The 22,809-nt window shown below is 49.8% G+C and carries 34 protein-coding genes; 2 read left to right on the plus strand and 32 right to left on the minus strand.

Translation table 11 applies throughout. The annotated features are described in order from the left end of the window. Positions 1–7: 7 nt before the first annotated feature. The 28 genes from rplF to fkpA form a co-directional block, all read right to left on the minus strand. Positions 8–541, minus strand: coding sequence for a 50S ribosomal protein L6 (gene rplF / locus AC3ISQ_RS19850; protein WP_489349279.1), 534 nt, complete (start codon positions 539–541; stop codon positions 8–10). Between the two features lie 14 nt (positions 542–555). Next, a complete protein-coding gene (rpsH, locus tag AC3ISQ_RS19855) occupies positions 556–948 on the minus strand; it encodes a 30S ribosomal protein S8 (protein ID WP_489349281.1) in 393 nt (130 codons plus the stop codon). A 33-nt stretch (positions 949–981) separates the two neighbouring features. After that, entirely contained in the window at positions 982–1,287 is a 306-nt protein-coding gene (rpsN, locus tag AC3ISQ_RS19860) for a 30S ribosomal protein S14 (RefSeq protein WP_004951154.1), read from the minus strand. Positions 1,288–1,300: 13 nt separating this feature from the next. Next, complete coding sequence (rplE, locus tag AC3ISQ_RS19865; protein WP_489349283.1) at positions 1,301–1,840, minus strand: 50S ribosomal protein L5; 540 nt, start codon at positions 1,838–1,840, stop codon at positions 1,301–1,303. A 14-nt stretch (positions 1,841–1,854) separates the two neighbouring features. Beyond that, on the minus strand, positions 1,855–2,169 hold the full coding sequence (gene rplX / locus AC3ISQ_RS19870) for a 50S ribosomal protein L24 (protein ID WP_489349285.1): 315 nt from the start codon (positions 2,167–2,169) through the stop codon (positions 1,855–1,857). Positions 2,170–2,179: 10 nt separating this feature from the next. Beyond that, the gene (gene rplN / locus AC3ISQ_RS19875) at positions 2,180–2,551 is read right to left on the minus strand and encodes a 50S ribosomal protein L14 (protein WP_000613954.1); all 372 of its coding nucleotides are present in this window, start codon (positions 2,549–2,551) and stop codon (positions 2,180–2,182) included. Positions 2,552–2,720: 169 nt separating this feature from the next. Beyond that, positions 2,721–2,975 carry a 30S ribosomal protein S17 gene (gene rpsQ / locus AC3ISQ_RS19880; RefSeq protein ID WP_489349286.1) on the minus strand — a complete coding sequence of 85 codons (255 nt, stop codon included), beginning with the start codon at positions 2,973–2,975 and terminating at the stop codon, positions 2,721–2,723. Next, positions 2,976–3,167, minus strand: a complete 192-nt coding sequence (gene rpmC / locus AC3ISQ_RS19885; protein ID WP_489349288.1) for a 50S ribosomal protein L29 — start codon at positions 3,165–3,167, stop codon at positions 2,976–2,978. It lies immediately after the preceding gene. Further along, positions 3,167–3,577 (minus strand): 50S ribosomal protein L16, encoded by a 411-nt coding sequence (gene rplP, locus AC3ISQ_RS19890; RefSeq protein ID WP_004929764.1) that lies wholly within the window; start codon positions 3,575–3,577, stop codon positions 3,167–3,169. Before rplP ends, rpmC begins: the two co-directional genes overlap by 1 nt. Positions 3,578–3,590: 13 nt before the next feature. Next, the gene (gene rpsC, locus AC3ISQ_RS19895; RefSeq protein WP_489349291.1) at positions 3,591–4,289 is read right to left on the minus strand and encodes a 30S ribosomal protein S3; all 699 of its coding nucleotides are present in this window, start codon (positions 4,287–4,289) and stop codon (positions 3,591–3,593) included. Positions 4,290–4,306: 17 nt separating this feature from the next. Then, positions 4,307–4,639: a 50S ribosomal protein L22 gene (rplV, locus tag AC3ISQ_RS19900; RefSeq protein ID WP_024912204.1), complete on the minus strand. Its 333-nt coding sequence runs from the start codon at positions 4,637–4,639 to the stop codon at positions 4,307–4,309. A 14-nt stretch (positions 4,640–4,653) separates the two neighbouring features. Continuing rightward, positions 4,654–4,932 (minus strand): 30S ribosomal protein S19, encoded by a 279-nt coding sequence (rpsS, locus tag AC3ISQ_RS19905; RefSeq protein WP_004929772.1) that lies wholly within the window; start codon positions 4,930–4,932, stop codon positions 4,654–4,656. Positions 4,933–4,946: 14 nt separating this feature from the next. Beyond that, entirely contained in the window at positions 4,947–5,771 is an 825-nt protein-coding gene (gene rplB, locus AC3ISQ_RS19910; protein WP_037402710.1) for a 50S ribosomal protein L2, read from the minus strand. A gap of 18 nt (positions 5,772–5,789) precedes the next feature. Then, the gene (gene rplW, locus AC3ISQ_RS19915; protein WP_142008000.1) at positions 5,790–6,092 is read right to left on the minus strand and encodes a 50S ribosomal protein L23; all 303 of its coding nucleotides are present in this window, start codon (positions 6,090–6,092) and stop codon (positions 5,790–5,792) included. Then, positions 6,089–6,694, minus strand: coding sequence for a 50S ribosomal protein L4 (gene rplD / locus AC3ISQ_RS19920; protein ID WP_004929779.1), 606 nt, complete (start codon positions 6,692–6,694; stop codon positions 6,089–6,091). Before rplD ends, rplW begins: the two co-directional genes overlap by 4 nt. Before the next feature lie 10 nt (positions 6,695–6,704). Next, complete coding sequence (rplC, locus tag AC3ISQ_RS19925; RefSeq protein ID WP_489349294.1) at positions 6,705–7,334, minus strand: 50S ribosomal protein L3; 630 nt, start codon at positions 7,332–7,334, stop codon at positions 6,705–6,707. 31 nt (positions 7,335–7,365) lie between these two features. Next, positions 7,366–7,677: a 30S ribosomal protein S10 gene (gene rpsJ / locus AC3ISQ_RS19930; protein ID WP_001181005.1), complete on the minus strand. Its 312-nt coding sequence runs from the start codon at positions 7,675–7,677 to the stop codon at positions 7,366–7,368. A gap of 318 nt (positions 7,678–7,995) precedes the next feature. After that, entirely contained in the window at positions 7,996–8,475 is a 480-nt protein-coding gene (gene bfr, locus AC3ISQ_RS19935; RefSeq protein ID WP_489349296.1) for a bacterioferritin, read from the minus strand. A gap of 74 nt (positions 8,476–8,549) precedes the next feature. After that, complete coding sequence (gene bfd, locus AC3ISQ_RS19940; protein WP_489349298.1) at positions 8,550–8,744, minus strand: bacterioferritin-associated ferredoxin; 195 nt, start codon at positions 8,742–8,744, stop codon at positions 8,550–8,552. Positions 8,745–8,875: 131 nt separating this feature from the next. Next, positions 8,876–10,060 carry an elongation factor Tu gene (gene tuf / locus AC3ISQ_RS19945; RefSeq protein ID WP_489349300.1) on the minus strand — a complete coding sequence of 395 codons (1,185 nt, stop codon included), beginning with the start codon at positions 10,058–10,060 and terminating at the stop codon, positions 8,876–8,878. 71 nt (positions 10,061–10,131) lie between these two features. Continuing rightward, positions 10,132–12,246 (minus strand): elongation factor G, encoded by a 2,115-nt coding sequence (gene fusA / locus AC3ISQ_RS19950; protein WP_489349302.1) that lies wholly within the window; start codon positions 12,244–12,246, stop codon positions 10,132–10,134. A gap of 93 nt (positions 12,247–12,339) precedes the next feature. After that, entirely contained in the window at positions 12,340–12,810 is a 471-nt protein-coding gene (rpsG, locus tag AC3ISQ_RS19955; RefSeq protein WP_489349304.1) for a 30S ribosomal protein S7, read from the minus strand. Positions 12,811–12,906: 96 nt separating this feature from the next. Continuing rightward, a complete protein-coding gene (rpsL, locus tag AC3ISQ_RS19960; RefSeq protein WP_024914452.1) occupies positions 12,907–13,281 on the minus strand; it encodes a 30S ribosomal protein S12 in 375 nt (124 codons plus the stop codon). 152 nt (positions 13,282–13,433) lie between these two features. Beyond that, the gene (gene tusB / locus AC3ISQ_RS19965) at positions 13,434–13,721 is read right to left on the minus strand and encodes a sulfurtransferase complex subunit TusB (RefSeq protein ID WP_489349306.1); all 288 of its coding nucleotides are present in this window, start codon (positions 13,719–13,721) and stop codon (positions 13,434–13,436) included. 9 nt (positions 13,722–13,730) lie between these two features. Then, positions 13,731–14,090, minus strand: coding sequence for a sulfurtransferase complex subunit TusC (gene tusC, locus AC3ISQ_RS19970; RefSeq protein ID WP_489349308.1), 360 nt, complete (start codon positions 14,088–14,090; stop codon positions 13,731–13,733). 26 nt (positions 14,091–14,116) lie between these two features. Next, positions 14,117–14,509: a sulfurtransferase complex subunit TusD gene (gene tusD / locus AC3ISQ_RS19975; RefSeq protein WP_489349309.1), complete on the minus strand. Its 393-nt coding sequence runs from the start codon at positions 14,507–14,509 to the stop codon at positions 14,117–14,119. Next, positions 14,506–15,228 carry a helix-turn-helix transcriptional regulator gene (locus AC3ISQ_RS19980; RefSeq protein ID WP_489349311.1) on the minus strand — a complete coding sequence of 241 codons (723 nt, stop codon included), beginning with the start codon at positions 15,226–15,228 and terminating at the stop codon, positions 14,506–14,508. The genes tusD and AC3ISQ_RS19980 overlap by 4 nt, the downstream gene beginning before the upstream one ends. 303 nt (positions 15,229–15,531) lie before the next feature. Next, on the minus strand, positions 15,532–16,389 hold the full coding sequence (gene fkpA, locus AC3ISQ_RS19985; RefSeq protein WP_489349313.1) for an FKBP-type peptidyl-prolyl cis-trans isomerase: 858 nt from the start codon (positions 16,387–16,389) through the stop codon (positions 15,532–15,534). 345 nt (positions 16,390–16,734) lie between these two features. On the opposite strand from fkpA, the gene AC3ISQ_RS19990 reads away from it, so the two are divergent. After that, positions 16,735–16,956, plus strand: a complete 222-nt coding sequence (locus tag AC3ISQ_RS19990) for a SlyX family protein (protein ID WP_489349315.1) — start codon at positions 16,735–16,737, stop codon at positions 16,954–16,956. A 47-nt stretch (positions 16,957–17,003) separates the two neighbouring features. Here the strand turns inward: AC3ISQ_RS19990 and slyD are convergent, their stop codons facing one another. The 4 genes from slyD to kefG all read right to left on the minus strand — a co-directional run bounded on the left by slyD (position 17,004) and on the right by kefG (position 20,270). After that, positions 17,004–17,597, minus strand: coding sequence for a peptidylprolyl isomerase (gene slyD / locus AC3ISQ_RS19995; RefSeq protein WP_489349317.1), 594 nt, complete (start codon positions 17,595–17,597; stop codon positions 17,004–17,006). Positions 17,598–17,683: 86 nt separating this feature from the next. After that, entirely contained in the window at positions 17,684–17,887 is a 204-nt protein-coding gene (locus AC3ISQ_RS20000; RefSeq protein WP_489349319.1) for a YheV family putative zinc ribbon protein, read from the minus strand. Between the two features lie 14 nt (positions 17,888–17,901). After that, positions 17,902–19,716 carry a glutathione-regulated potassium-efflux system protein KefB gene (gene kefB / locus AC3ISQ_RS20005; protein ID WP_489349321.1) on the minus strand — a complete coding sequence of 605 codons (1,815 nt, stop codon included), beginning with the start codon at positions 19,714–19,716 and terminating at the stop codon, positions 17,902–17,904. Positions 19,717–19,718: 2 nt separating this feature from the next. Next, the gene (kefG, locus tag AC3ISQ_RS20010; RefSeq protein ID WP_489353404.1) at positions 19,719–20,270 is read right to left on the minus strand and encodes a glutathione-regulated potassium-efflux system ancillary protein KefG; all 552 of its coding nucleotides are present in this window, start codon (positions 20,268–20,270) and stop codon (positions 19,719–19,721) included. A gap of 134 nt (positions 20,271–20,404) precedes the next feature. Here kefG and AC3ISQ_RS20015 point away from each other — a divergent pair, with 134 nt between their 5' ends. Continuing rightward, positions 20,405–22,309, plus strand: a complete 1,905-nt coding sequence (locus tag AC3ISQ_RS20015; protein WP_489349322.1) for an ABC transporter ATP-binding protein — start codon at positions 20,405–20,407, stop codon at positions 22,307–22,309. Positions 22,310–22,809: the final 500 nt, after the last annotated feature.

Here is a 22,809-nt window from a genome sequence, read left to right on the forward strand (position 1 = left end):
TGTTACCTTACTTCTTCTTAGCCTCTTTGGTACGCACGACTTCGTCGGCGTAACGGACACCCTTGCCTTTGTAAGGCTCAGGACGGCGGTAGGCGCGCAGATCTGCTGCAACCTGGCCAATAGCCTGCTTATCAGCGCCTTTCAGCACGATTTCAGTTTGGCTTGGGCATTCAGCAGTGATACCTGCTGGCAGCTGATGATCGATTGGGTGAGAGAAGCCCAAGGCTAAATTCACCACATTGCCTTTAACGGCAGCACGATAACCAACACCTACCAGTTGAAGCTTCTTAGTGAAGCCTTCGGTAACACCGACCACCATACCGTTCAGCAGAGCGCGTGCGGTACCCGCTTGGGCCCATGCATTCACATGGCCTTCGCGCGGAGCGAAAGTCAATGTGTTCTCTTCTTGCTTAACGATAACAGCGTCGTGGATAGTACGAGTCAACTCGCCGTTTTTACCCTTAATCGAAATAACCTGACCGTTGAGTTTTACCTCTACGCCGGCAGGAATGACGACGGGTGCTTTTGCAACACGAGACATTCTTTCCTCCCGAATTAAGCTACGTAGCAGATAATCTCGCCACCAAGACCAGCTTGGCGAGCTGCACGATCGGTCATAACACCTTTAGAGGTAGAAATAACAGCGATACCCAAACCGGCCATAACTTTTGGCAGCTCATCTTTTTTCTTATAGATTCGCAGACCTGGACGGCTGATACGCTGAATGCTTTCTACCACTGCCTTGCCCTGGAAGTACTTAAGAGTAAGTTCCAGTTCAGGCTTGGTGTCGCCTTCGATTTTGAAATCTTCAATAAAACCTTCTTCCTTCAGCACGTTGGCAATTGCCACTTTCAGCTTGGAGGAAGGCATGGTGACCGCAACTTTGTTCGCGGCTTGACCGTTACGGATACGGGTCAGCATATCCGCGATCGGATCTTGCATGCTCATCTGTCTTTACTCCCGTGATTCAATTGGTGACAATTACCAGCTAGCCTTTTTCAAGCCTGGTACTTCACCGCGCATGGCGGCTTCACGTAGCTTGATACGGCTCAACCCGAATTTGCCCACATAACCATGTGGACGGCCAGTTTGGCGGCAGCGTTTACGCTGACGGGACGGGCTGGAATCACGCGGCAGAGTTTGCAGCTTAAGAACAGCATCCCAACGATCTTCGTCGGATGAGTTCACACTAGAGATGATAGCTTTCAATTCCTCGCGTTTAGCGCGGTACTTGTCAGCTAGTTTCACGCGAACGACTTCGCGTGCTTTCATTGATTGCTTAGCCATCAGTAACCCTGCCTTACTTGCGGAACGGGAAGTTAAAAGCAGCCAACAATGCGCGGCCTTCATCATCAGAGTCCGCAGTAGTGGTAATGGTAATATCCAAGCCACGTACACGGTCGACTTTATCGTAGTCGATCTCTGGGAAGATGATTTGCTCACGCACACCCATGCTGTAGTTACCACGGCCATCGAATGACTTAGCGGACAAGCCACGGAAGTCACGGATACGTGGAACAGCAATGGAAATCAGTCGCTCAAGGAACTCCCACATGCGTTCGCCACGCAGAGTTACTTTACAGCCGATCGGATAGCCCTGGCGGATTTTGAAGCCTGCAACAGATTTGCGTGCTTTGGTGATCAACGGCTTTTGACCGGAGATTGCTGCCAGATCAGCTGCTGCATTATCCAGCAGTTTCTTGTCAGCGATCGCTTCACCAACACCCATGTTCAGGGTGATCTTCTCGACCCGAGGGACTTGCATGACAGAATTGTAGTTAAACTGAGACATCAGTTGTTTAACTACCTCGTCTTTGTAGTAATCATGCAGTTTCGCCATCGTATTACTCCAACTTACTTGATAGTTTCGCTGTTAGACTTGAAGAAACGGACTTTTTTGCCGTCTTCGAATCTAAAGCCTACACGGTCAGCCTTACCAGTTGCCGCGTTGAAGAGTGCAATGTTAGAAATTTGAATAGCTGCTTCTTTTTCTACAATGCCGCCTGGTTGATTCAGAGCCGGAACCGGCTTCTGGTGTTTCTTAACCAGGTTGATACCTTCAACAATGACCTTACTAGAAGACAGGACATTTTTTACTTTACCGCGCTTACCTTTGTCTTTCCCGGTAATTACGATAACTTCGTCATCACGACGGATTTTCGCTGCCATGACTCGCTCCTTAGAGTACTTCTGGTGCCAGAGAGATAATTTTCATGAACTTCTCGTTACGCAGTTCACGAGTTACCGGCCCAAAGATACGCGTACCGATAGGTTGCTCGCTGTTATTGTTTAAAATAACGCATGCATTACCATCGAAGCGAATGACAGAACCGTCCGGGCGACGTACACCCTTCTTGGTGCGCACCACTACCGCCTTCAGCACATCGCCTTTCTTCACCTTACCGCGAGGAATTGCTTCCTTGATGGTAATTTTGATGATGTCGCCGACGCCTGCGTAGCGACGGTGCGAGCCACCCAGAACCTTGATACACATTACGCGACGTGCACCGGAGTTGTCGGCGACGTTCAGCATAGTCTGTTCTTGGATCATTTCAGTGCTCCGCTAATGTCAACTACTACTTTAAGACCCAAATTATTCAGGTCGTTGAAAAGCCCCATAACTGAGGGCGCAGCATTATAACACCGCTTCCAAAGTATGGGTAGAAAAAATAAACGGCTCATTTTCTGAGCCGTTTATTAAGTTAGAGCCAACGAGTCTATTACAGAATCGCTTTCTCTACAACGCGAACCAACGTCCAAGATTTAGTCTTAGACAGTGGACGGCATTCGCGGATTTCAACCACGTCACCAGTACCACATTCGTTGTTCTCGTCATGTACGTGCAATTTAGTCGTACGTTTGATGAATTTCCCGTAAATCGGGTGCTTCACCGTACGTTCGATAGCAACAACGATGGATTTTTCCATTTTGTCACTAACAACTCGACCTTGCAGAGTACGGATAATATCAGTCATTTACACACCCGCCTTTTCAGTCAGTACAGTCTTAACGCATGCGACATTACGACGCACTTGTTTCAACAGGTGAGTTTGTTGCAGCTGGCCACTTGCCGCCTGCATACGCAAGTTGAATTGCTCACGCAGCAGGTTGAGCAGCTCAGTGTTCAGCTCTTCAACACTTTTTTCACGCAGCTCTTGTGCTTTCATTACATCACCGTCTTAGTTACAAAGGTGGTTTTGATCGGCAGTTTCGCTGCTGCCAGCTTGAACGCTTCACGGGCGACTTCTTCTGGTACGCCGTCCATTTCGTACAGGACTTTACCAGGTTGGATCAGGGCAACCCAATACTCCACGTTACCCTTACCTTTACCCATACGCACTTCGAGCGGCTTCTCGGTGATCGGTTTGTCCGGGAATACACGGATCCAGATCTTACCTTGACGCTTAACTGCACGAGTCATTGCACGACGAGCTGCTTCGATTTGACGAGCAGTCAGACGGCCACGGCCAACAGCTTTCAGACCGAAAGTGCCGAAGCTAACATCCGTACCTTGCGCCAGACCACGGTTGCGGCCCTTGTGCACCTTACGGAATTTTGTACGCTTTGGTTGTAACATTCAGCGACTCTCCTTACTTGCGGCCTTTACGCTGCTGCTTCTTAGGTTGAGCAGCCGGTTCCGGTTGTTCAACAGCAGCCATACCACCCAGGATCTCACCTTTGAAGATCCATACCTTAACGCCGATTACACCATAAGTGGTGTGCGCTTCAGATGTGTTGTAATCGATATCCGCACGCAGTGTATGCAACGGAACACGACCTTCACGGTACCATTCGGTACGCGCGATTTCAGCACCGCCAAGACGGCCGCTTACTTCAACTTTGATACCTTTAGCGCCAAGACGCATTGCGTTCTGTACAGCACGCTTCATAGCACGACGGAACATAACACGACGTTCCAGCTGAGAAGTGATGCTGTCAGCAACCAATTTAGCGTCGAGTTCCGGTTTACGGACTTCGGCGATGTTAATCTGTGCAGGAACGCCAGCAATTTTTGCTACGACCGTACGCAGTTTTTCGACATCTTCACCTTTCTTGCCGATAACGATGCCTGGACGAGCAGTGTGAATAGTCACACGGATGCTCTTCGCAGGACGTTCGATAACGATGCGAGAAACGGAAGCTTTCGCCAGTTCCTTAATTAGGAATTGACGAACTTTAAAGTCGCTATCCAGGTTGTCAGCGAACTCTTTGGTATTTGCATACCAAGTAGAGTTCCAAGGTTTGACAATACCCAGGCGAATACCATTAGGATGTACTTTCTGACCCATTGCTAGTCTCCAGAGTCTCAGCGATCGGACACAACCACAGTAATGTGGCTGGTGCGCTTCAGGATGCGATCTGCACGACCTTTTGCACGAGGCATAATGCGCTTCATGCTTGGGCCTTCGTCTACGAAGATTTTCGCAACTTTCAGATCATCGATGTCAGCGCCATCGTTGTGTTCTGCGTTAGCAATGGCAGACTCCAGTACCTTCTTAACCAGACCAGCAGCTTTCTTGTTGGTGTAGGTCAGAGTTTCCAGAGCTTGCGACACTTTCTTACCGCGGATCAGGTCAGCAACAAGGCGAACCTTCTGAGCAGAAGAACGAGCGTGGCGATGTTTAGCGATAGTTTCCATCTCTTCCTCCTACCTTAGCGCTTTTTAGCTTTTTTATCAGCCGCATGGCCGCGATAAGTACGAGTCGGCGCGAATTCACCCAGTTTGTGACCGACCATTTCGTCGGAAACAAATACTGGTACGTGCTGACGACCATTATGGACAGCGATGGTCAAACCGATCATGTTAGGAAAGATCGTTGAACGACGGGACCAAGTGCGCAAAGGCTTCTTGTCACCGCTTTCCACCGCTTTCTCTACCTTCTTCAGCAAGTGCAGGTCAATAAAAGGACCTTTCTTGAGAGAACGTGGCATGGCTTATCCTCTAATTATTTTTTACTACGGCGACGTACGATGAATTTATCAGTACGCTTGTTGCTACGGGTCTTCTTACCTTTGGTTTGAACGCCCCACGGAGTTACCGGGTGCTTACCAAAGTTACGACCTTCACCACCACCGTGCGGGTGATCGACTGGGTTCATCGCAGTACCGCGAACGGTAGGACGAACACCACGCCAACGTGCAGCACCTGCTTTACCCAGAACGCGAAGCATATGTTCAGCGTTACCGACTTCACCTAAGGTGGCGCGGCAATCAACTGGAACTTTACGCATTTCGCCAGAGCGCAGACGCAGAGTCACGTAGGAACCATCACGAGCAACGATCTGAACGTAGGCACCGGCTGAACGAGCCAATTGGCCGCCTTTACCTGGTTTCATTTCTACGTTGTGAACCGTTGAACCGACCGGGATGTTGCGCATCGGCAGGGTGTTACCTGCTTTGATTGCCGCATCAACGCCAGATTGGATCTGGTCACCAGCTTTCAGGCCTTTCGGCGCCAGGATATAACGGCGTTCGCCGTCTTTGTACAGAACCAACGCGATGTTCGCGGAACGGTTCGGATCGTACTCCAGACGCTCAACCACAGCAGGGATACCATCTTTGTTGCGTTTGAAGTCAACCAGACGATAATGCTGCTTGTGGCCACCACCGATATGACGAGTGGTGATACGGCCATTGTTGTTACGGCCACCGCTTTTGCTCATTTTCTCGAGCAACGGCGCATAAGGTTTGCCCTTATGCAGCTCAGGGTTAACCACTTTAACAACGTGGCGACGACCCGGAGATGTAGGTTTACATTTAACAATTGCCATTGTTCTTACTCCTCCGACTTACTCTGCGCCGCCGATGAAGTCCAGATTCTGGCCTTCTTTCAGGGTGACGTAAGCTTTTTTCCAGTCGCTACGACGACCAACACGCTGACCGTGACGTTTCACTTTGCCTTTAACCAGCAAGGTGTTCACGTCTTCGACTTCGACTTCAAACAGTTTCTGCACTGCAGCTTTGATTTCTGCTTTGGTCGCGTCTTTGGCAACTTTGAGAACGATGGTGTTACTTTTTTCCATCGCAGCGGATGCTTTTTCAGATACGTGCGGTGCACGCAGCACTTTCAGCAAACGTTCTTCACGGATCATGCCAGCATCTCCTCAACTTGCTTCACAGCATCAGCAGTCATAACCACTTTGTCGAAGGCGATCAGGCTAACTGGGTCGATACCCGCTACATCGCGCACGTCAACCTTGTACAGGTTACGCGCAGCCAGGAACAGATTCTCATCCAGTTCACCGGTCACGATCAGCACGTCTTCCAGAGCCATATCTTTCAGTTTCTGAGCCAGCAGCTTAGTTTTAGGCGCTTCTACAGAGAACTTCTCGACAACGATCAGACGATCTTGACGTACCAGTTCGGACAGGATGCTTTTCAGCGCGCCGCGGTACATCTTTTTGTTTACTTTCTGACTGTGGTCCTGTGGCTTAGCAGCGAAGGTCACACCACCTGAACGCCAGATCGGGCTCTTTACAGAACCTGAACGCGCACGGCCAGTACCTTTCTGACGCCATGGTTTCTTACCAGAACCAGTGACTTCAGCACGGGTCTTCTGAGCACGAGTACCTTGACGGGCACCTGCTGCATAAGCAACAACAACCTGGTGTACCAGCGCTTCGTTGAAATCACGACCGAAGGTAGTTTCGGAAACAGTCAGCGCGCTTTGCGCGTCTTTCAATACTAATTCCATTGCTATCCCCTTACGCCTTCACAGCTGGTTTAACGATCAGGTTGCCACCGGTAGCGCCCGGTACAGCACCCTTAACCAGCAGCAGGTTGCGCTCAGCGTCAACACGTACTACGTCTAGGCTTTGAACGGTTACGCGCTCGTCACCCAGGTGGCCAGCCATTTTCTTGCCTTTGAACACTTTGCCCGGAGTCTGGTTTTGACCGATAGAACCCGGAACGCGGTGAGACAAGGAGTTACCGTGGGTAGCATCTTGAGTACGGAAGTTCCAGCGCTTTACAGTGCCCGCGAACCCTTTACCTTTAGAAGTACCGGTAACGTCGACTTTTTTAACATCAGCGAAGATTTCTACGCTGATTTCTTGACCTGCAGTGAACTCTTGACCTTCTTCAAGGCGGAATTCCCACAGACCACGGCCAGCTTCAACGCCAGCTTTAGCGAAATGACCCGCTTCCGGTTTGGTTACACGGTTAGCTTTTTTGCTACCGGTAGTAACCTGAACGGCACGGTATCCGTCAGTGTCCAGGCTTTTAACCTGAGTCACGCGGTTCGCTTCAATTTCAATCACGGTTACTGGGATAGAAACGCCATCTTCAGTGAAGATACGAGTCATACCCACTTTTTTACCGACTAAACCAATCATTGTTTCAACCTCTCAATCGTCAATGACCTGATTAACCCAGGCTGATCTGCACGTCTACACCGGCAGCCAGATCCAGACGCATCAGAGCATCAACGGTTTTCTCAGTTGGCTCAACGATGTCAACCAGACGCTTGTGAGTGCGGATCTCGTACTGATCACGCGCGTCTTTGTTGACGTGCGGGGAGATCAGAACGGTAAAGCGCTCTTTGCGAGTTGGCAGCGGGATCGGACCACGGACTTGCGCACCAGTGCGCTTAGCAGTCTCGACGATTTCCGCGGTTGATTGATCGATAAGACGATGATCAAACGCTTTCAGGCGGATACGGATTCTTTGGTTCTGCATGAGACCAGAGCTCCAATTATTTATAAACGTAAATGATTACTCCTCACACCCATTTCGATTGATGGGGGAGTGTAATCGTCAACATATAACCCCCATATCGGGAGTATTGTTCGAGAGGCAAAAACACCTGCCAATCGACTGATTCGCTAAAATCAGGCTTACCAAGATTAGGTAAGCCCGCGCATTATACGCAAAATGCGGCAGGAATCAAGCCACAGTGGAAAATATGCGCAAAGAATGGGAGGAGGTTGGAGCAGGTTCCCCTGCCCCATTACAGAAGCCATTACCGACAGGGGCGATAGCTGATAATCAGGGAGTTTAGTCTTTACGCTCTAAAACTTGAGCCTGCAAGTAATTCTGGATACCAAGACGATTAATTAAGTCCAGTTCCGTTTCCAGCCAGTCGATATGTCCTTCTTCATCAGCCAAGATCTCAAGCATCAAATCGCGACTGACATAGTCATGGACAGAGTCCGCATAGGCGATACTATCGCGCAGATTTTTGGCACCGTCCAGTTCCAACGCCAGATCCGAACGCAACATCTCTTCGACGTCTTCACCAATATTCAACTTGCCGAGATCTTGTAAGTTTGGGATACCTTCCAGAAACAGAATGCGCTCGATATAACGATCGGCATGTTTCATCTCGTCGATAGACTCGTGGTATTCCTTATCATTGAGGCGCATTAGCCCCCAATTTTTGAACATCCGTGCGTGCAGGAAATATTGATTGATGGCAACTAGCTCGTTACCGAGTAGTTTGTTGAGATGCGCAATGATTTTTTTATCGCCTTTCATAAGCTAATCCTCCTGGCCAGTTCTAAAAGTGTAGAACCTGTACGCCAAGAGTCAAAAAATGACCTTACTTTTTGTTAGGCAACTTCATGCATAGGAATAATGGTTGCGCGTTCCTCCACCATGATTTGTCTGGCCTGACGAATACACTTCCCACAATCGGTACCGATCGGTACAAGTTCACGCAATTGTTGCATCGAGTGGGGATTGTGCTGACGCACCACTTTACGGATAGCACTATCAGTCACGGCATTACACAGGCATACGTACATAAGAGACTCACTTCTTAACCAATACAGCAAGTCTAAATAGGAATACGTTTTATTTCAATTAACATTTAACCAATATGCATAAAAAAAGAGCACCGAAGTGCTCTTTTTAGTGTTTCTACATTTATTCGCGATTAAGCGATAACTGAAGCAACAACACCCGCGCCTACAGTACGGCCGCCTTCACGGATTGCGAAACGCAAGCCTTGATCCATTGCGATTGGGTGGATCAGGGTAACAACCATGTTCACGTTGTCACCTGGCATTACCATCTCTACGCCTTCTGGCAGTTCGATGGTACCGGTCACGTCAGTGGTACGGAAGTAGAACTGTGGACGGTAGCCTTTGAAGAATGGAGTGTGACGACCACCTTCATCTTTGCTCAGGATATACACTTCTGAGTCAAATTTGGTGTGTGGCTTGATTGAACCTGGTTTAGCCAGAACCTGACCACGTTGGATATCTTCACGCTTAACACCACGCAGCAAGATACCACAGTTCTCACCCGCACGGCCTTCGTCCAGCAGTTTGCGGAACATTTCAACGCCAGTACAGGTAGACTTAACGGTGTCTTTGATACCAACGATTTCAACTTCTTCGCCAACTTTAACGATACCGCGCTCAACACGACCAGTAACAACGGTACCACGACCGGAGATGGAGAAGACGTCTTCGATTGGCAACAGGAATGGCAGGTCAATCGCACGTACTGGATCTGGGATGTAAGAATCCAAGTAACCAGCCAGCTCGATGATTTTGTCTTCCCACTCAGCTTCACCTTGCAGTGCTTTCAGCGCTGAACCACGAATGATTGGCGTATCGTCGCCAGGGAAGTCATAAGCAGACAGAAGTTCACGAACTTCCATTTCTACCAGTTCCAGCAGCTCTTCGTCATCAACCATGTCACATTTGTTCAGGAACACGATGATGTAAGGAACGCCAACCTGACGACCCAGCAGGATGTGCTCACGAGTCTGAGGCATTGGGCCGTCAGTCGCAGCAACTACCAGAATAGCGCCGTCCATCTGAGCAGCACCAGTGATCATGTTTTTCACGTAGTCGGCGTGCCCTGGGCAGTCAACGTGCGCGTAGTGACGAGTCGGGGTGTCATATTCAACGTGAGAAGTGTTGATGGTGATACCACGAGCTTTTTCTTCTGGCGCGTTATCGATCTGGTCGAAAGCACGTGCAGAACCACCGTAGGTTTTAGCCAGAACGGTAGTGATAGCTGCAGTCAGGGTAGTTTTACCGTGGTCAACGTGACCGATGGTACCAACGTTAACGTGCAGTTTATTACGTTCAAATTTCTCTTTAGCCACGACAATATTCCTTACTCTTATGCTCTCCCCTCATGGAGAGAGCAATTGATCAATGTTTTAAACTCGAAAGCTTATTTGCTACGAGCTTCAATAACAGCCTGAGCGACGTTGTTCGGCGCATCATCGTACTTCAGGAACTCCATAGAGTAAGAAGCACGACCTTTGGTCAGAGAACGCAGTTGAGTCGCGTATCCAAACATCTCGGACAACGGAACTTCAGCGTGAATCTGGACGCCAGTAGCGTTGGATTCCTGACCTTTCAGTTGACCACGACGACGGCTCAAGTCACCGATGACGTCACCAGTGTTCTCTTCTGGCGTTTCAACTTCAACCTTCATGATAGGTTCAAGAAGCACAGGTTTTGCTTTCTTAAAGCCATCTTTAAAGGCGAGAGATGCCGCCAGTTTAAACGCTAACTCGGAGGAGTCAACGTCGTGGTAAGAACCGAAGTGCAGACGCACACCCATGTCTACCACAGGGTAACCAGCCAGCGGGCCAGACTTCAGCTGCTCCTGAATACCTTTATCAACGGCAGGGATGTATTCCGTTGGAATCACACCACCTTTAATGTCGTTGACGAACTCGTAACCTTTCGGATTTGAGCCCGGCTCCAGTGGGTACATGTCGATAACAACATGACCATACTGACCACGACCACCAGACTGCTTGGCGTGTTTACCTTCGATATCGGTAACTTTCGCGCGAATCGCTTCACGGTAAGCAACCTGAGGTTTACCCACGTTCGCTTCAACGTTGAATTCACGTCTCATACGGTCAACGATGATGTCGAGGTGCAGCTCACCCATACCGGCGATGATGGTCTGGTTAGTTTCTTCATCAGTCCATACGCGGAATGATGGGTCTTCTTTAGCCAAACGACCCAGAGCCAGACCCATTTTTTCTTGGTCAGCTTTGGTTTTCGGTTCAACGGCGATAGAGATTACCGGCTCTGGGAATTCCATACGCTCCAAGATGATTGGCGCATTTGGATCACACAGGGTGTCACCAGTAGTCACGTTTTTCAGACCGATTGCCGCAGCAATGTCGCCCGCACGAACTTCTTTGATCTCTTCACGTTTGTTGGCGTGCATCTGAACGATACGGCCCAAACGCTCACGATCGGCCTTCACTGAGTTCAGTACAGTATCACCGGAGTTAACCACACCAGAATACACACGGAAGAAGGTCAAGTTACCCACAAATGGGTCGGTAGCGATTTTGAACGCCAGCGCTGCAAACGGCTCGCTGTCATCGGAATGACGCTCAGCTGGAGTATCTTTACCGTCGTCCAACATACCGTTAATCGCGGTAACATCAGTCGGAGCTGGCAGGTATTCAACAACCGCATCCAACATCGCCTGAACACCTTTGTTCTTAAATGCAGAACCACAGGTGACCAAGATGATTTCGTTGTTCAGAACGCGCTTACGCAGAGAAGCTTTGATCTCTTCTTCAGTTAGCTCTTCGCCACCAAAGAATTTCTCCATCAGTTCGTCAGAACCTTCAGCAGCGGCTTCAACCAGTTTCTGGTGCCATTCTTCAGCCAGTTCCTGCATATCAGCTGGGATCTCTTCGTATTCGAAGGTCACGCCCTGATCCGCTTCATTCCAGTTGATCGCTTTCATTTTCACCAGGTCAACAACACCGGTGAATTTCTCTTCCGCGCCGATAGCCAGTTGCAGAGGCACCGGAGTTGCGCCCAGACGTTTTTCAATCTGATCAACAACTTTCAGGAAGTTAGCACCCATACGGTCCATTTTGTTAACGAACGCGATACGTGGAACTTTATATTTGTTTGCCTGACGCCATACGGTCTCAGACTGTGGCTGAACACCACCAACAGCACAGTAAACCATTACCGCACCATCAAGAACACGCATGGAACGCTCAACTTCGATGGTGAAGTCAACGTGCCCTGGGGTGTCAATGATGTTGATGTGGTGTGGTTCGAACTGCTTAGCCATACCCGACCAGAAACAGGTAGTCGCAGCAGACGTGATGGTAATACCACGTTCCTGCTCCTGTTCCATCCAGTCCATGGTGGCTGCGCCATCGTGAACTTCACCGATTTTGTGGTTTACACCGGTGTAGAACAGAACACGTTCGGTAGTGGTGGTTTTACCGGCGTCGATGTGAGCACTGATACCAATGTTACGGTAGCGCACAATGGGTGTTTTACGAGCCATTTGATTCCTCTATTCCTAGGACGTTCAAGTTAAGTTACCCAAAGCGGACGACTTGCTTGAAGTGTCCGCTTGGTGACTATCACTCCGAAGGGATTACCAACGGTAGTGGGCGAACGCCTTGTTAGCTTCGGCCATACGGTGAACGTCTTCACGCTTCTTAACAGCAGAACCTTTGTTCTCTGCTGCGTCAGACAGTTCGTTCGCCAGGCGCAAAGCCATGGATTTATCACCGCGTTTACGAGCAGCATCAACGATCCAACGCATTGCCAAAGCATTACGACGAACCGGACGGACTTCAACTGGTACCTGATAAGTAGAACCACCAACGCGGCGAGACTTAACTTCTACAGTCGGGCGTACGTTGTCCAGAGCTACTTCAAAAGCTTCCAGCTCGTTTTTACCAGAACGCTGAGCCAGGGTCTCCAGCGCGGTATAAACGATAGATTCAGCAGTAGATTTTTTACCATCTACCATCAGGATATTTACAAATTTGGCCAACAGTTCGGATCCGAACTTAGGATCTGGCAGGATTTTACGTTGACCAATGACGCGACGACGTGGCATGGAAATACTCCGTTGTTAATTCAGGATTGTCCAAAACTCTACGAGTTTATTTTGACATTAAAGTGAAAATGTTTGGCCTTACTTAACGAAGAACCATTAAGCCTTTGGCTTCTTCACGCCGTACTTGGAACGAGCTTGCTTACGGTCTTTAACACCGGAGCAGTCAAGTGCGCCGCGAACGGTGTGGTAACGCACACCTGGCAAGTCTTTAACACGACCGCCGCGGATCAGGATCACGGAGTGCTCCTGCAGGTTGTGACCTTCACCACCAATGTAGGAAGACACTTCGAAACCGTTAGTCAAACGCACACGGCATACTTTACGCAGTGCTGAGTTTGGTTTTTTAGGGGTGGTGGTATATACGCGGGTACATACGCCACGCTTCTGCGGGCAAGCTTCCAGCGCTGGAACGTTGCTTTTAGCAGCCTTCACAGAGCGTGGTTTGCGAACCAGCTGATTAATTGTTGCCATTAAAAAAGCTCCTGGTTGTACTTCGTTTGTTGCTTCGTAAACGTGTGATAAATCCCCCCGTATGCACTACTGGCAAAGTACGAGGACGCAAAATTTTATTGCCAACCTGTAGAGGTGTCAAGAAATATACAACTATTTAGAGTTTACCTTCGTTACCAAGTCATTTGGCTACGATGCTGTGCGGTCAATTCAACGAACTGATTATAGTCGATGAGAGTTGCTTTGTGCGAAATATGACCAATCAGCCCTCTCGCTGCCACATCATCTTGCAACACGTAAAGGGATATGGGGGCGATCAATAAAAGATCAAGGTGGGCACTGCCTGCCAGTCCTGCCAGCACGCCGTCTTGTAACAGCAACAACGCATCACCTGCCGTCGTCAGGCGTAATAGTGCAGGCAGATCGCATTGATTGGGGGAATGGCTCAGGGTGTACAACATCAGAGGTTCCTAAAAAGTCATTACCACGTCGTAGCTCGCCAGCTTTTGGCGCAGGGCTTCTGGGGATAAAGCTTCACTATCCAGCACCCAATCTGTTATCCCTTCTAACCCACGCTCCTGTAACGAAGCGGCACAGAGATAACATTGCTCAACGTCATACAGCGGTAAAACGCCAAAGGTGGCGATATAGTTTCGTGCCAGAACCTTTTCTGGCTGCTGATTCGGCAGTAATTGCAATACACCATCACCGATGAAAAACACGCCGAGATCTTCAGTCAGCGCCGAGGTAGCTAGCAGAGCATCCAATCCCTCACGGCCAGAGGCATTACCATGCGGCCCATGAGTAAATACAAACGCGATTCGTTTCATCTTATTCATTTAAAACTGCACTCTGCTTAAAACTGTACTAGGCGATCACAACTGAGTGCGGCCTCAGCCAGAGAACCTAAACCACTCAGCGTAAAACCGGGTTGCATATTGGCTACGGGTAATCCTTGCTGTGTGGCCTCCTGTTCATCGGTCACACCGCGCCGTAACGCTGCCGCCACACAGACGTTCAACTCGACGTCATTCTGCTGGGCAAGCTCCACCCACGCACGCACCAGATCGAACTCGTCGCTGGCGGGAGAAGTGAGTTGGTTAGCGTTGAGTACGCCCTCGCGATAAAAGAACACGCTGGAAAGCTGGTGCCCCGCCATCAGCAACGCCTGTGCAAATTGGTAGGCACTGCTGGCCTGTTGGCTACCATAGGCTGGCCCGGTGACCAGCAGGCAATAATTGAGTTTCAACGATCGGTGCCCAGCAAATCGCCGCTTTTGAATTGGCGAATGTATAGATAAACCGTGTGTTTGGAGATATTCAATCGATCCGCCACTTGGTTAATCGCATCTTTGATATCGAAAATCCCCTTCTCATACAGATTCAGCACCACTTGGCGATTTTTGGCGTTATTAGAAACGGTACGATCGGCATTCACCTCTTCAATGGTGAACTCCAACGTTTGAGCCACCAGATCGTCTACCGAAGAAGCAAAGTTCACCGATGACGGCACCTCTTGCGTTTCCGGTGGCATAAAGGTTTTCATAATTTGCGAAAATGGGACATCAAGATTCATGTTGATACACAGCAAACCGATCGCCCGCTGTTCACAGTTACGAATGGCGATAGTGACTGACTTCATCAACACACCACTTTTGGCGCGGGTGAAATAGGCTTTGGATACGCTGCTGTCTGCACCAGCCATATCGTGCAACATGCGTAATGCCAGATCGGTAATCGGTGAGCCGATTTTACGCCCCGTATGTTCACCATTAGCAATACGTATCGCAGAGCATTTCAAATCTTCCAACGAGTGCAATACGATTTCGCAATGCTCACCAATCAGCATCGCCAAACCGTCAACCACCACTTCGTAAGACTTCAAGATTTCGTAATCCGTCTGGCTAAACGGACGTTCATTCAGCAAATCAAGTTCGCTGGCTTCGCTGGATAAAAGCGAATTAGACATCGAAGATACCACCCTCATAGATCGCCTGAGCCAGGGGACGCAGCTAAAACGGCTCTTGCAGGGCAATTCAAACCGTTTTAGGTACACGCCCTAAGGGGCAGACGCATGACTCATAAGTCCAAAGCATTAGTTTAGCAAAATAGCCAAAACTAACCCTTGGTGTTTGCGTGTGATAAAGACGTTAAGCCCGATGCCCGGCAGGCGTCAAGCAATCAGTAACGAGGGAAATGTATTTTCACATCAATTGGCGGCACAAATAAAAACCGCCGCGAAGGTGATTCGCGGCGGCAGCATCAGACAAACTTACTTAGCTTTAGCGTCAGCAGCTTTGGCATCGGCAGGTTTTTCATCTGTCGCTTCAGCTTTCGGTGCTGGTTTCACATCCAACAGTTCCACGTCGAATACCAGAGTGGAGTTAGCAGGGATCCCCGGAACGCCAGTTTTACCGTAGGCCAGTGCCGGTGGGATAACCAGTTTGATCTTGCCGCCTTTTTTCAGGTGCTTCAGACCTTCGGTCCAACCTGGGATCACACCATCCAGACGGAACGACAATGGCTCACCACGGGTGTAAGAATTATCGAACTCAGTACCGTCAGTCAGAGTACCTTTGTAGTTAACCACGACAGTATCGCTGTCTTTCGGTGCTGCACCAGTACCTTCTTTCTCTACTTGATACAGCAGACCAGATTCGGTTTTCTTCACGCCTTTTTCTTTGGCGAAGGTGTCACGATATTTGGCACCTTTGGTTTCGTTGTCTTTAGCATCTTGTTCCATCTTCGCCTGAGCGGAAGCCTTCACACGTGCTTCGAAACCTTGCAGGGTTTTCTCGATATCCGCATCATTCAGCTTGCTCTTGTTAGCGAAAGCATCCTGAACACCGGCGATCAGCTGATCTTTATCCAGCTTGATACCTAGCTTTTCTTGTTCTTTCAGTGAGTTGTCCATATAACGACCCAAAGAAGCACCCAGTGCATAAGCCGCTTGCTCGTCATCGCTTTTGAACTTGCCAGTGCTTGGTGCTTCTGCTGGTTTCGCTGCTTCAGCGGAGGTAGCCGCGTCTGCTGGTTTAGCCGCAGTAGCGTCGGCAGCCATTACTTGAGTCGCATTCAGAGCAAAAGCCATAGTGGTTGCCAGAAGCGTGACTTTAAACAAAGATTTCATCCATTTCTCCAGTGTCTGAAGCGGTGCCCCAAACAATCATTAAGTTAAGATAACCGAGCTACTATAGCTTTCTGAAAGCAAACAAAACAGTCGCACAGGTAACCAATCGAGTCAAAGTGTGACTCCATATTGGTCAATAAGTTTCCTTGATATAGTTACCCGAATGATAAATTAGACTTTTCTCATGCTTAGCCCCTAACAAGGTAGCAAATATACGCGCCTTACGCGCCGCCTTTTGCAGCACTTTACATAGACATAGATAATCCCTAAGAAATACCCAGCGCAAAGCCGGTTGCACTGTTAACATAGCGCCAGATCAGGATTAAACGTGTCAGAGGTCATACCATGCACAGCACAGAAAGCTTATTAAAACGGCTTGAAGAGTTAGAAAGCCGACAGGCTTTTCAGGAAGTCACCATTGAAGAACTCAATCAGACGGTGATCCAGCAACAATTAGAAATGTTGAAAATGCGCGAGCATCTGCATTTGCTGACCGACAAATTACGCGCCACACACACTTCGAATATTGCCTCGCAGTCGGAAGAAACTCCTCCACCACATTACTAAAAATGACAAAGGCCGCCGAAGCGACCTTTATTACAACCCGCGTGGGCTTAGTGGCAGCCGCAACCGCCGTTGCCGCAACCACCTTTCTTACCGTGGTCGTGACCATGGTCATGATCGTGATCATGGCCGTGACCACCGCAGCAGCCGCCTTCGCCGTGTTCGTGGTGATGATCGTGCTCGCCGTGAACGTGGCCATGAGCCAGTTCTTCTTCGGTCGCTTCACGGATCGCCACAACTTCCACGTTGAAGTTCAGATTCTGGCCAGCCAGCATGTGGTTGCCATCAACCACCACGTGGTCGCCATCAACTTCGGTGATTTCTACTGGAACTGGACCTTGATCGGTATCAGCCAGGAAACGCATCCCTACTTCTAACTCATCAACGCCCATGAAGACGTCTTTCGGTACACGCTGCACCAGGTTTTCGTCGTAGTTACCGTATGCGTCGTTAGCGCCCACGTTCACATCAAAACGATCGCCCACATCGTGGCCTTCGAGTGCTTTTTCCAGACCAGAGATCAAAGAGCCATGGCCATGCAGATAGTCCAACGGCGCGCTTACCGGAGACTCATCAACCAAAACACCGTCTTCTGTACGTACTTGATAAGCTAGGCTAACTACCAAGTCTTTTGCTACTTTCATGATATCTCCTACCGTAGGGAACTTTTAAACCGGACAGATTGTAGCGGAAATCTGCCCGGCTGTACCCTCCAGTAGCAAAAATAACGTTACTCGGGGTGGAAAATACCGATAACTTGTTCTTGTGGGCGGACATGTTTTTCCACCTGCTTTTCTGTCTGCCGCTGATGGTGACCGCACTTGACACACTCCACCACTTCCACCTGATCTTCACGCCAAACAGCCAAGGTATCCATCGCCTTACAACTCGGACAAACCGCCCCGGCAATAAATCTTTTACGTGTTACTGACATTATTTTGCTCCGAATTATTCGTATTCGTCCCAGCCGTCAAACTGACGTCGTTCTTTTTGCATTTCACGGTGGAAAAGCTCTTCTAGTTCACGCCGCGCCTCTGTAACGCGAGAGATTTGCGCCACATCGCCCTGATGCGGCGGCATCAACTCACGCAGCATCCGCATATCCAGTCGACGGAAATGTTGTTGAGCTCGATAGGCTTGATGCGGGTGCATACCCAGCTCCATCAAGGCTTTACGCCCCAACTCCAACGCACTGGAGAAGGTTTCGCGGCTGAACTGTTTAACCCCAGCCTGCAACAACTCATGCGCCTCCACACGACCACGGGCACGCGCCAAAATACTCAGGTTAGGAAAGTGCTGCTGGCACAAACGCACCACCGCCATGGTATCTTCCGGCTCGTTGCAGGTGATCACAATCGATTTAGCTTTTTCCGCCCCAGCTGACCGCAGCAATTCCAGTTCAGTCGCATCGCCGTAATACACTTTATAACCGTAACGACGCAGTACGCCCACGGCGCTAACATCACGCTCCAGTACGGTAATACGCATCTTGTTTGCCATCAACAAACGGCCAATCACCTGCCCGAAACGCCCGAAGCCAACGATAATCACCTGTGGATCGTCATCTTCCACATAAGGTGTTTCTACATCTTCATCCGTAGCGTTATAGCGCCGTGCCAAAATGCGATCGACACCGTTCATCAGCAACGGCGTAGTCATCATCGACAACGTCACCACCACCAACAATAACGCCAATTGATCGGTATTTAACACATGTTGAGTCGTCGCCACCGAGAACAGCACGAAAGCGAACTCCCCACCTTGGCTTAACACTCCGGCAAATTGCAAACGCACCGAACTGTGCAGACCAAAGACGCGTGACAAACCGTACAGCACGGCAGATTTGACCGCGACTAAGATAACGACGCCGAGCAGCACCTCAAGCAAATGGGTGTACAACACTCCCATATTCAGCGCCATGCCCACCGAGATAAAGAACAGTCCCAGCAGCAACCCCTTAAAAGGCTCAATGGCGATTTCCAACTCATGGCGGAATTCACTTTCTGCCAGCAAAATCCCAGCGATGAAAGTCCCGAGCGCCATCGACAGGCCGATTGACTCCATAAACAGCGCCGAACCCAGCACCACTAACAACGCTGCCGCAGTAAAGATTTCACGCACGCCCGAGGCGGCAATGTAGCGGAACAAAGGCCGCAGTAAGAAACGACCGCCGATCAACACACCGCCCAAGGCCACCACTTTCAGGCCGATGAGCGACCAATTATCGCTGGCGCCAGTGCCTCCGGCCAAAAAGGGAATCAACGCCAACGCCGGGATCACCGCCATATCTTGGAACAGCAGCACCGAAAAGCCTAACTGACCGCCCTCGTTGCGGTTCATGCCTTTCTCTCGCATCAGTTGCAGCGCCATCGCGGTGGAAGACATCGCCAAACCAATGCCGCCAATGACTGCCGCCTGCCAAGAGAAATCGGTCAGATAGAGCAACACGCCAAGTAATGAAGCCGTCACCAACACCTGCCCAGCCCCAACACCAAAGATCGAACGGCGCAGTTCCCACAGTTTTTCCGGGTTTAGCTCCAACCCAATGATAAACATCAGGAACACCACCCCTAGCTCGGAGGCATGGAGAATTTCATCCACATCGCGGATAAAGCCCAATCCCCAAGGGCCAATCGCCACCCCAGCGATCAAATATCCCAACACTGCGCCAATGCCCAAACGACGCGCAATCGGCACCGTCACCACTGCGGCGAATAAAAACAGCAAGATGACAACCAGCAAAGAAGAAGAGGCTTCCTCCATACTCACTTCCTCCCATGTGGCAGCGGATTACGTAACCAGTCGCCATAGGCGCTGGCATGGCTCTTAAGCACTTCAGATTTTTGGCGACGAGCCCAATAAACAATGATCGGCGTTAACCAATGCATGTGACACATACCTGCGGTGAGCTCAAAAGGGCGCAGAATATCTTCCATCGGATAATGGTTATAGCCACTGTGGCTGTAAGCGCCTTCGGGTTCACCAGTGGTGATCACCGAACGCCAGTATTTGCCCATCAGCGCATTCCCCCCCACCCCGCTGGCAAAACCACGCGAGAGCACCCGATCCATCCACTCCTTCAACAATGCCGGACAACTATAGGTATACAACGGATGCTGAAAAACGATCACCTGATGCTCACGCAGCAACTGTTGCTCATGATGAATATCGATAAAAAAATCGGGATAGTGCGCGTATAAATCGTGCACGGTGACATGTTCCAACTGCTGTGCCGGGCTTAACAGTACCCGGTTGGCGACCGAATCCTGGGATTCCGGATGGGCATACAGCAGCAAAACCTTAGGTGGCTGCGACATCATTCCCCTCCAAAGCGTCGTCAGGGTAACGGTTTTCCGTTACCATGCAGCGCAAAGATCAAAACGGCACGCGAGCGCGTACTGTTAATTCAAGATACCGATAATTTAACATACTCTAAACATAACGGCGCTTTATGATTGTATTCTCCTCGCTACAAATTCGACGCGGCACCCGCGTGTTGTTGGACAACGCTACGGCGACGGTTAATCCAGGTCAGAAAGTGGGTCTGGTGGGTAAAAACGGCTGTGGGAAATCCACACTTTTGGCCTTGCTGAAAGGTGAAATTGCCGCTGACGGCGGTAGTTACACCTTCCCAGGTAACTGGGCACTGGCTTGGGTGAATCAGGAAACCCCAGCGCTGGATATGCCAGCCCTTGAGTATGTTATTGACGGTGACCGTGAATTTCGCCAGTTCGAGAGTGAATTACAGCTCGCTAACGAAAAAGACGACGGTCACGCCATCGCTACGCTGCACGGCAAACTGGACGCTATCGACGCTTGGACCATCCGCGCCCGTGCTTCCAGCCTGCTGCACGGTTTAGGGTTCTCCAATGAGCAATTGCAAAGCCCGGTACGCTCGTTCTCCGGTGGCTGGCGGATGCGTCTCAATCTGGCGCAGGCACTGATTTGCCGCTCTGATTTGCTGCTACTTGATGAACCCACCAACCACTTAGATCTGGACGCGGTGATCTGGCTGGAGCGTTGGTTGAAAAACTATTCCGGCACCTTAGTGTTGATCTCGCACGACCGCGATTTCCTTGATCCGATCGTCGATAAAATCCTGCATATCGAACAGCAGACGATTAACGAATATACCGGCAACTATTCATCGTTCGAACGCCAACGCTCTACCAAGTTGGCACAGCAACAGTCGATGTATCAGCACCAACAAGAAAAAGTGGCGCATTTGCAAAGCTTTATCGACCGTTTTAAAGCCAAAGCCTCCAAAGCCAAGCAGGCGCAGAGCCGCATCAAAATGCTGGAACGCATGGAGCTGATCGCCCCGGCGCACGTCGATAACCCGTTTAGTTTCAGCTTCCGCGAGCCAGAAAGCCTGCCAAACCCGCTGCTGCGCATGGAAAAAGTCAGCGCCGGTTATGGCGACAAGGTGATCCTGAACTCGATCAAACTGAACTTGGTGCCCGGATCGCGTATTGGTTTACTGGGGCGCAACGGTGCTGGTAAATCGACGCTGATTAAACTGCTGGCTGGTTCACTAGAACCCATCAGCGGTGAAATTGGTTTAGCGAAAGGCATCAAGCTGGGTTATTTCGCCCAGCACCAATTGGAATTCCTGCGTGCTGACGAGTCGCCATTGCAGCATCTGAGCCGCATCGCACCGCGTGTGTTGGAACAACAACTGCGTGATTATCTGGGCGGATTCGGTTTCCAAGGCGACAAAGTCACCGAGGCCACTGAGCGTTTCTCCGGCGGCGAAAAGGCACGACTGGTACTGGCGCTGATCGTCTGGCAACGCCCTAATCTGCTGTTGCTCGATGAACCGACTAACCATTTGGATCTGGATATGCGTCAGGCGCTGACCGAAGCGCTAATCGATTTTGAAGGCGCATTAGTGGTCGTTTCGCACGATCGTCACTTGTTACGTTCCACCACTGACGATCTGTATTTGGTGCACGACGGTCAGGTCGAACCGTTCGAAGGGGATTTGGACGATTATCAGCAATGGCTGAGCGATCTGCAGAAGCAACAAGCGCAGCAAGACGCCGAACCCAAACAGGATAACGGTAACAGCGCTCAAGCCCGTAAAGATCAGAAACGCCGCGAAGCAGAGCTCCGCACGCAAACTCAGCCAATACGCAAACAGATCGCCAAGCTGGAACAGCAAATGGAGAAACTGAGTGCGACGCTGGCAACGGTGGAAGAAAAGCTGGCGGACACTGCGCTGTACGACATCAGCCGCAAAGCCGAGCTTACTGACATTCTGCAACAACAAAACCAAGCTAAATCTGCGTTAGAAGAAACGGAAATGACCTGGTTAGAACTGCAAGAACAGTTGGAACAAATGCTAGCGCAATAATCGTCATGCGGTTAATCAGTCAAATATGAGTTACGCCTCACATTTGTAGGCGTAATAATGTCGAAACACGGATTGTTTTTGTGTGGGGTATTTCCGAGATAGACGGTTTTATCCTCAGCACCATTGAACGAACCATCCCTATCGCATTGATAATACTGACTTTACCATTCCCTTTCATTACTGTTAATAGCCTGTCCACTGGCCGTGGGCAAGACTATTTCCTCCTATTACATTGATAGTCCTCCCCGACTTCCAAGTAACCGGTTAATTACTTATCGTTTTAACAAAGACAACCACCTAATTAACAAACAAGTTACTTGTTTAAATATTATCTCCTGCTTACTGACTGACTCAGGATGAGAATACGCCAACCCAGGGCACCTGCTTACCCACTAAAAATAGGATAATGTAATGAGCGATAGTCACGTAGCTACAGTTTCTGTTTCAAAGATCCCAAGAAAAAAATTATGTGCAGTTTTAACATCATTATTATTAAGCTC

It is taken from the genome of Serratia sp. KH_031, from assembly GCF_057839655.1.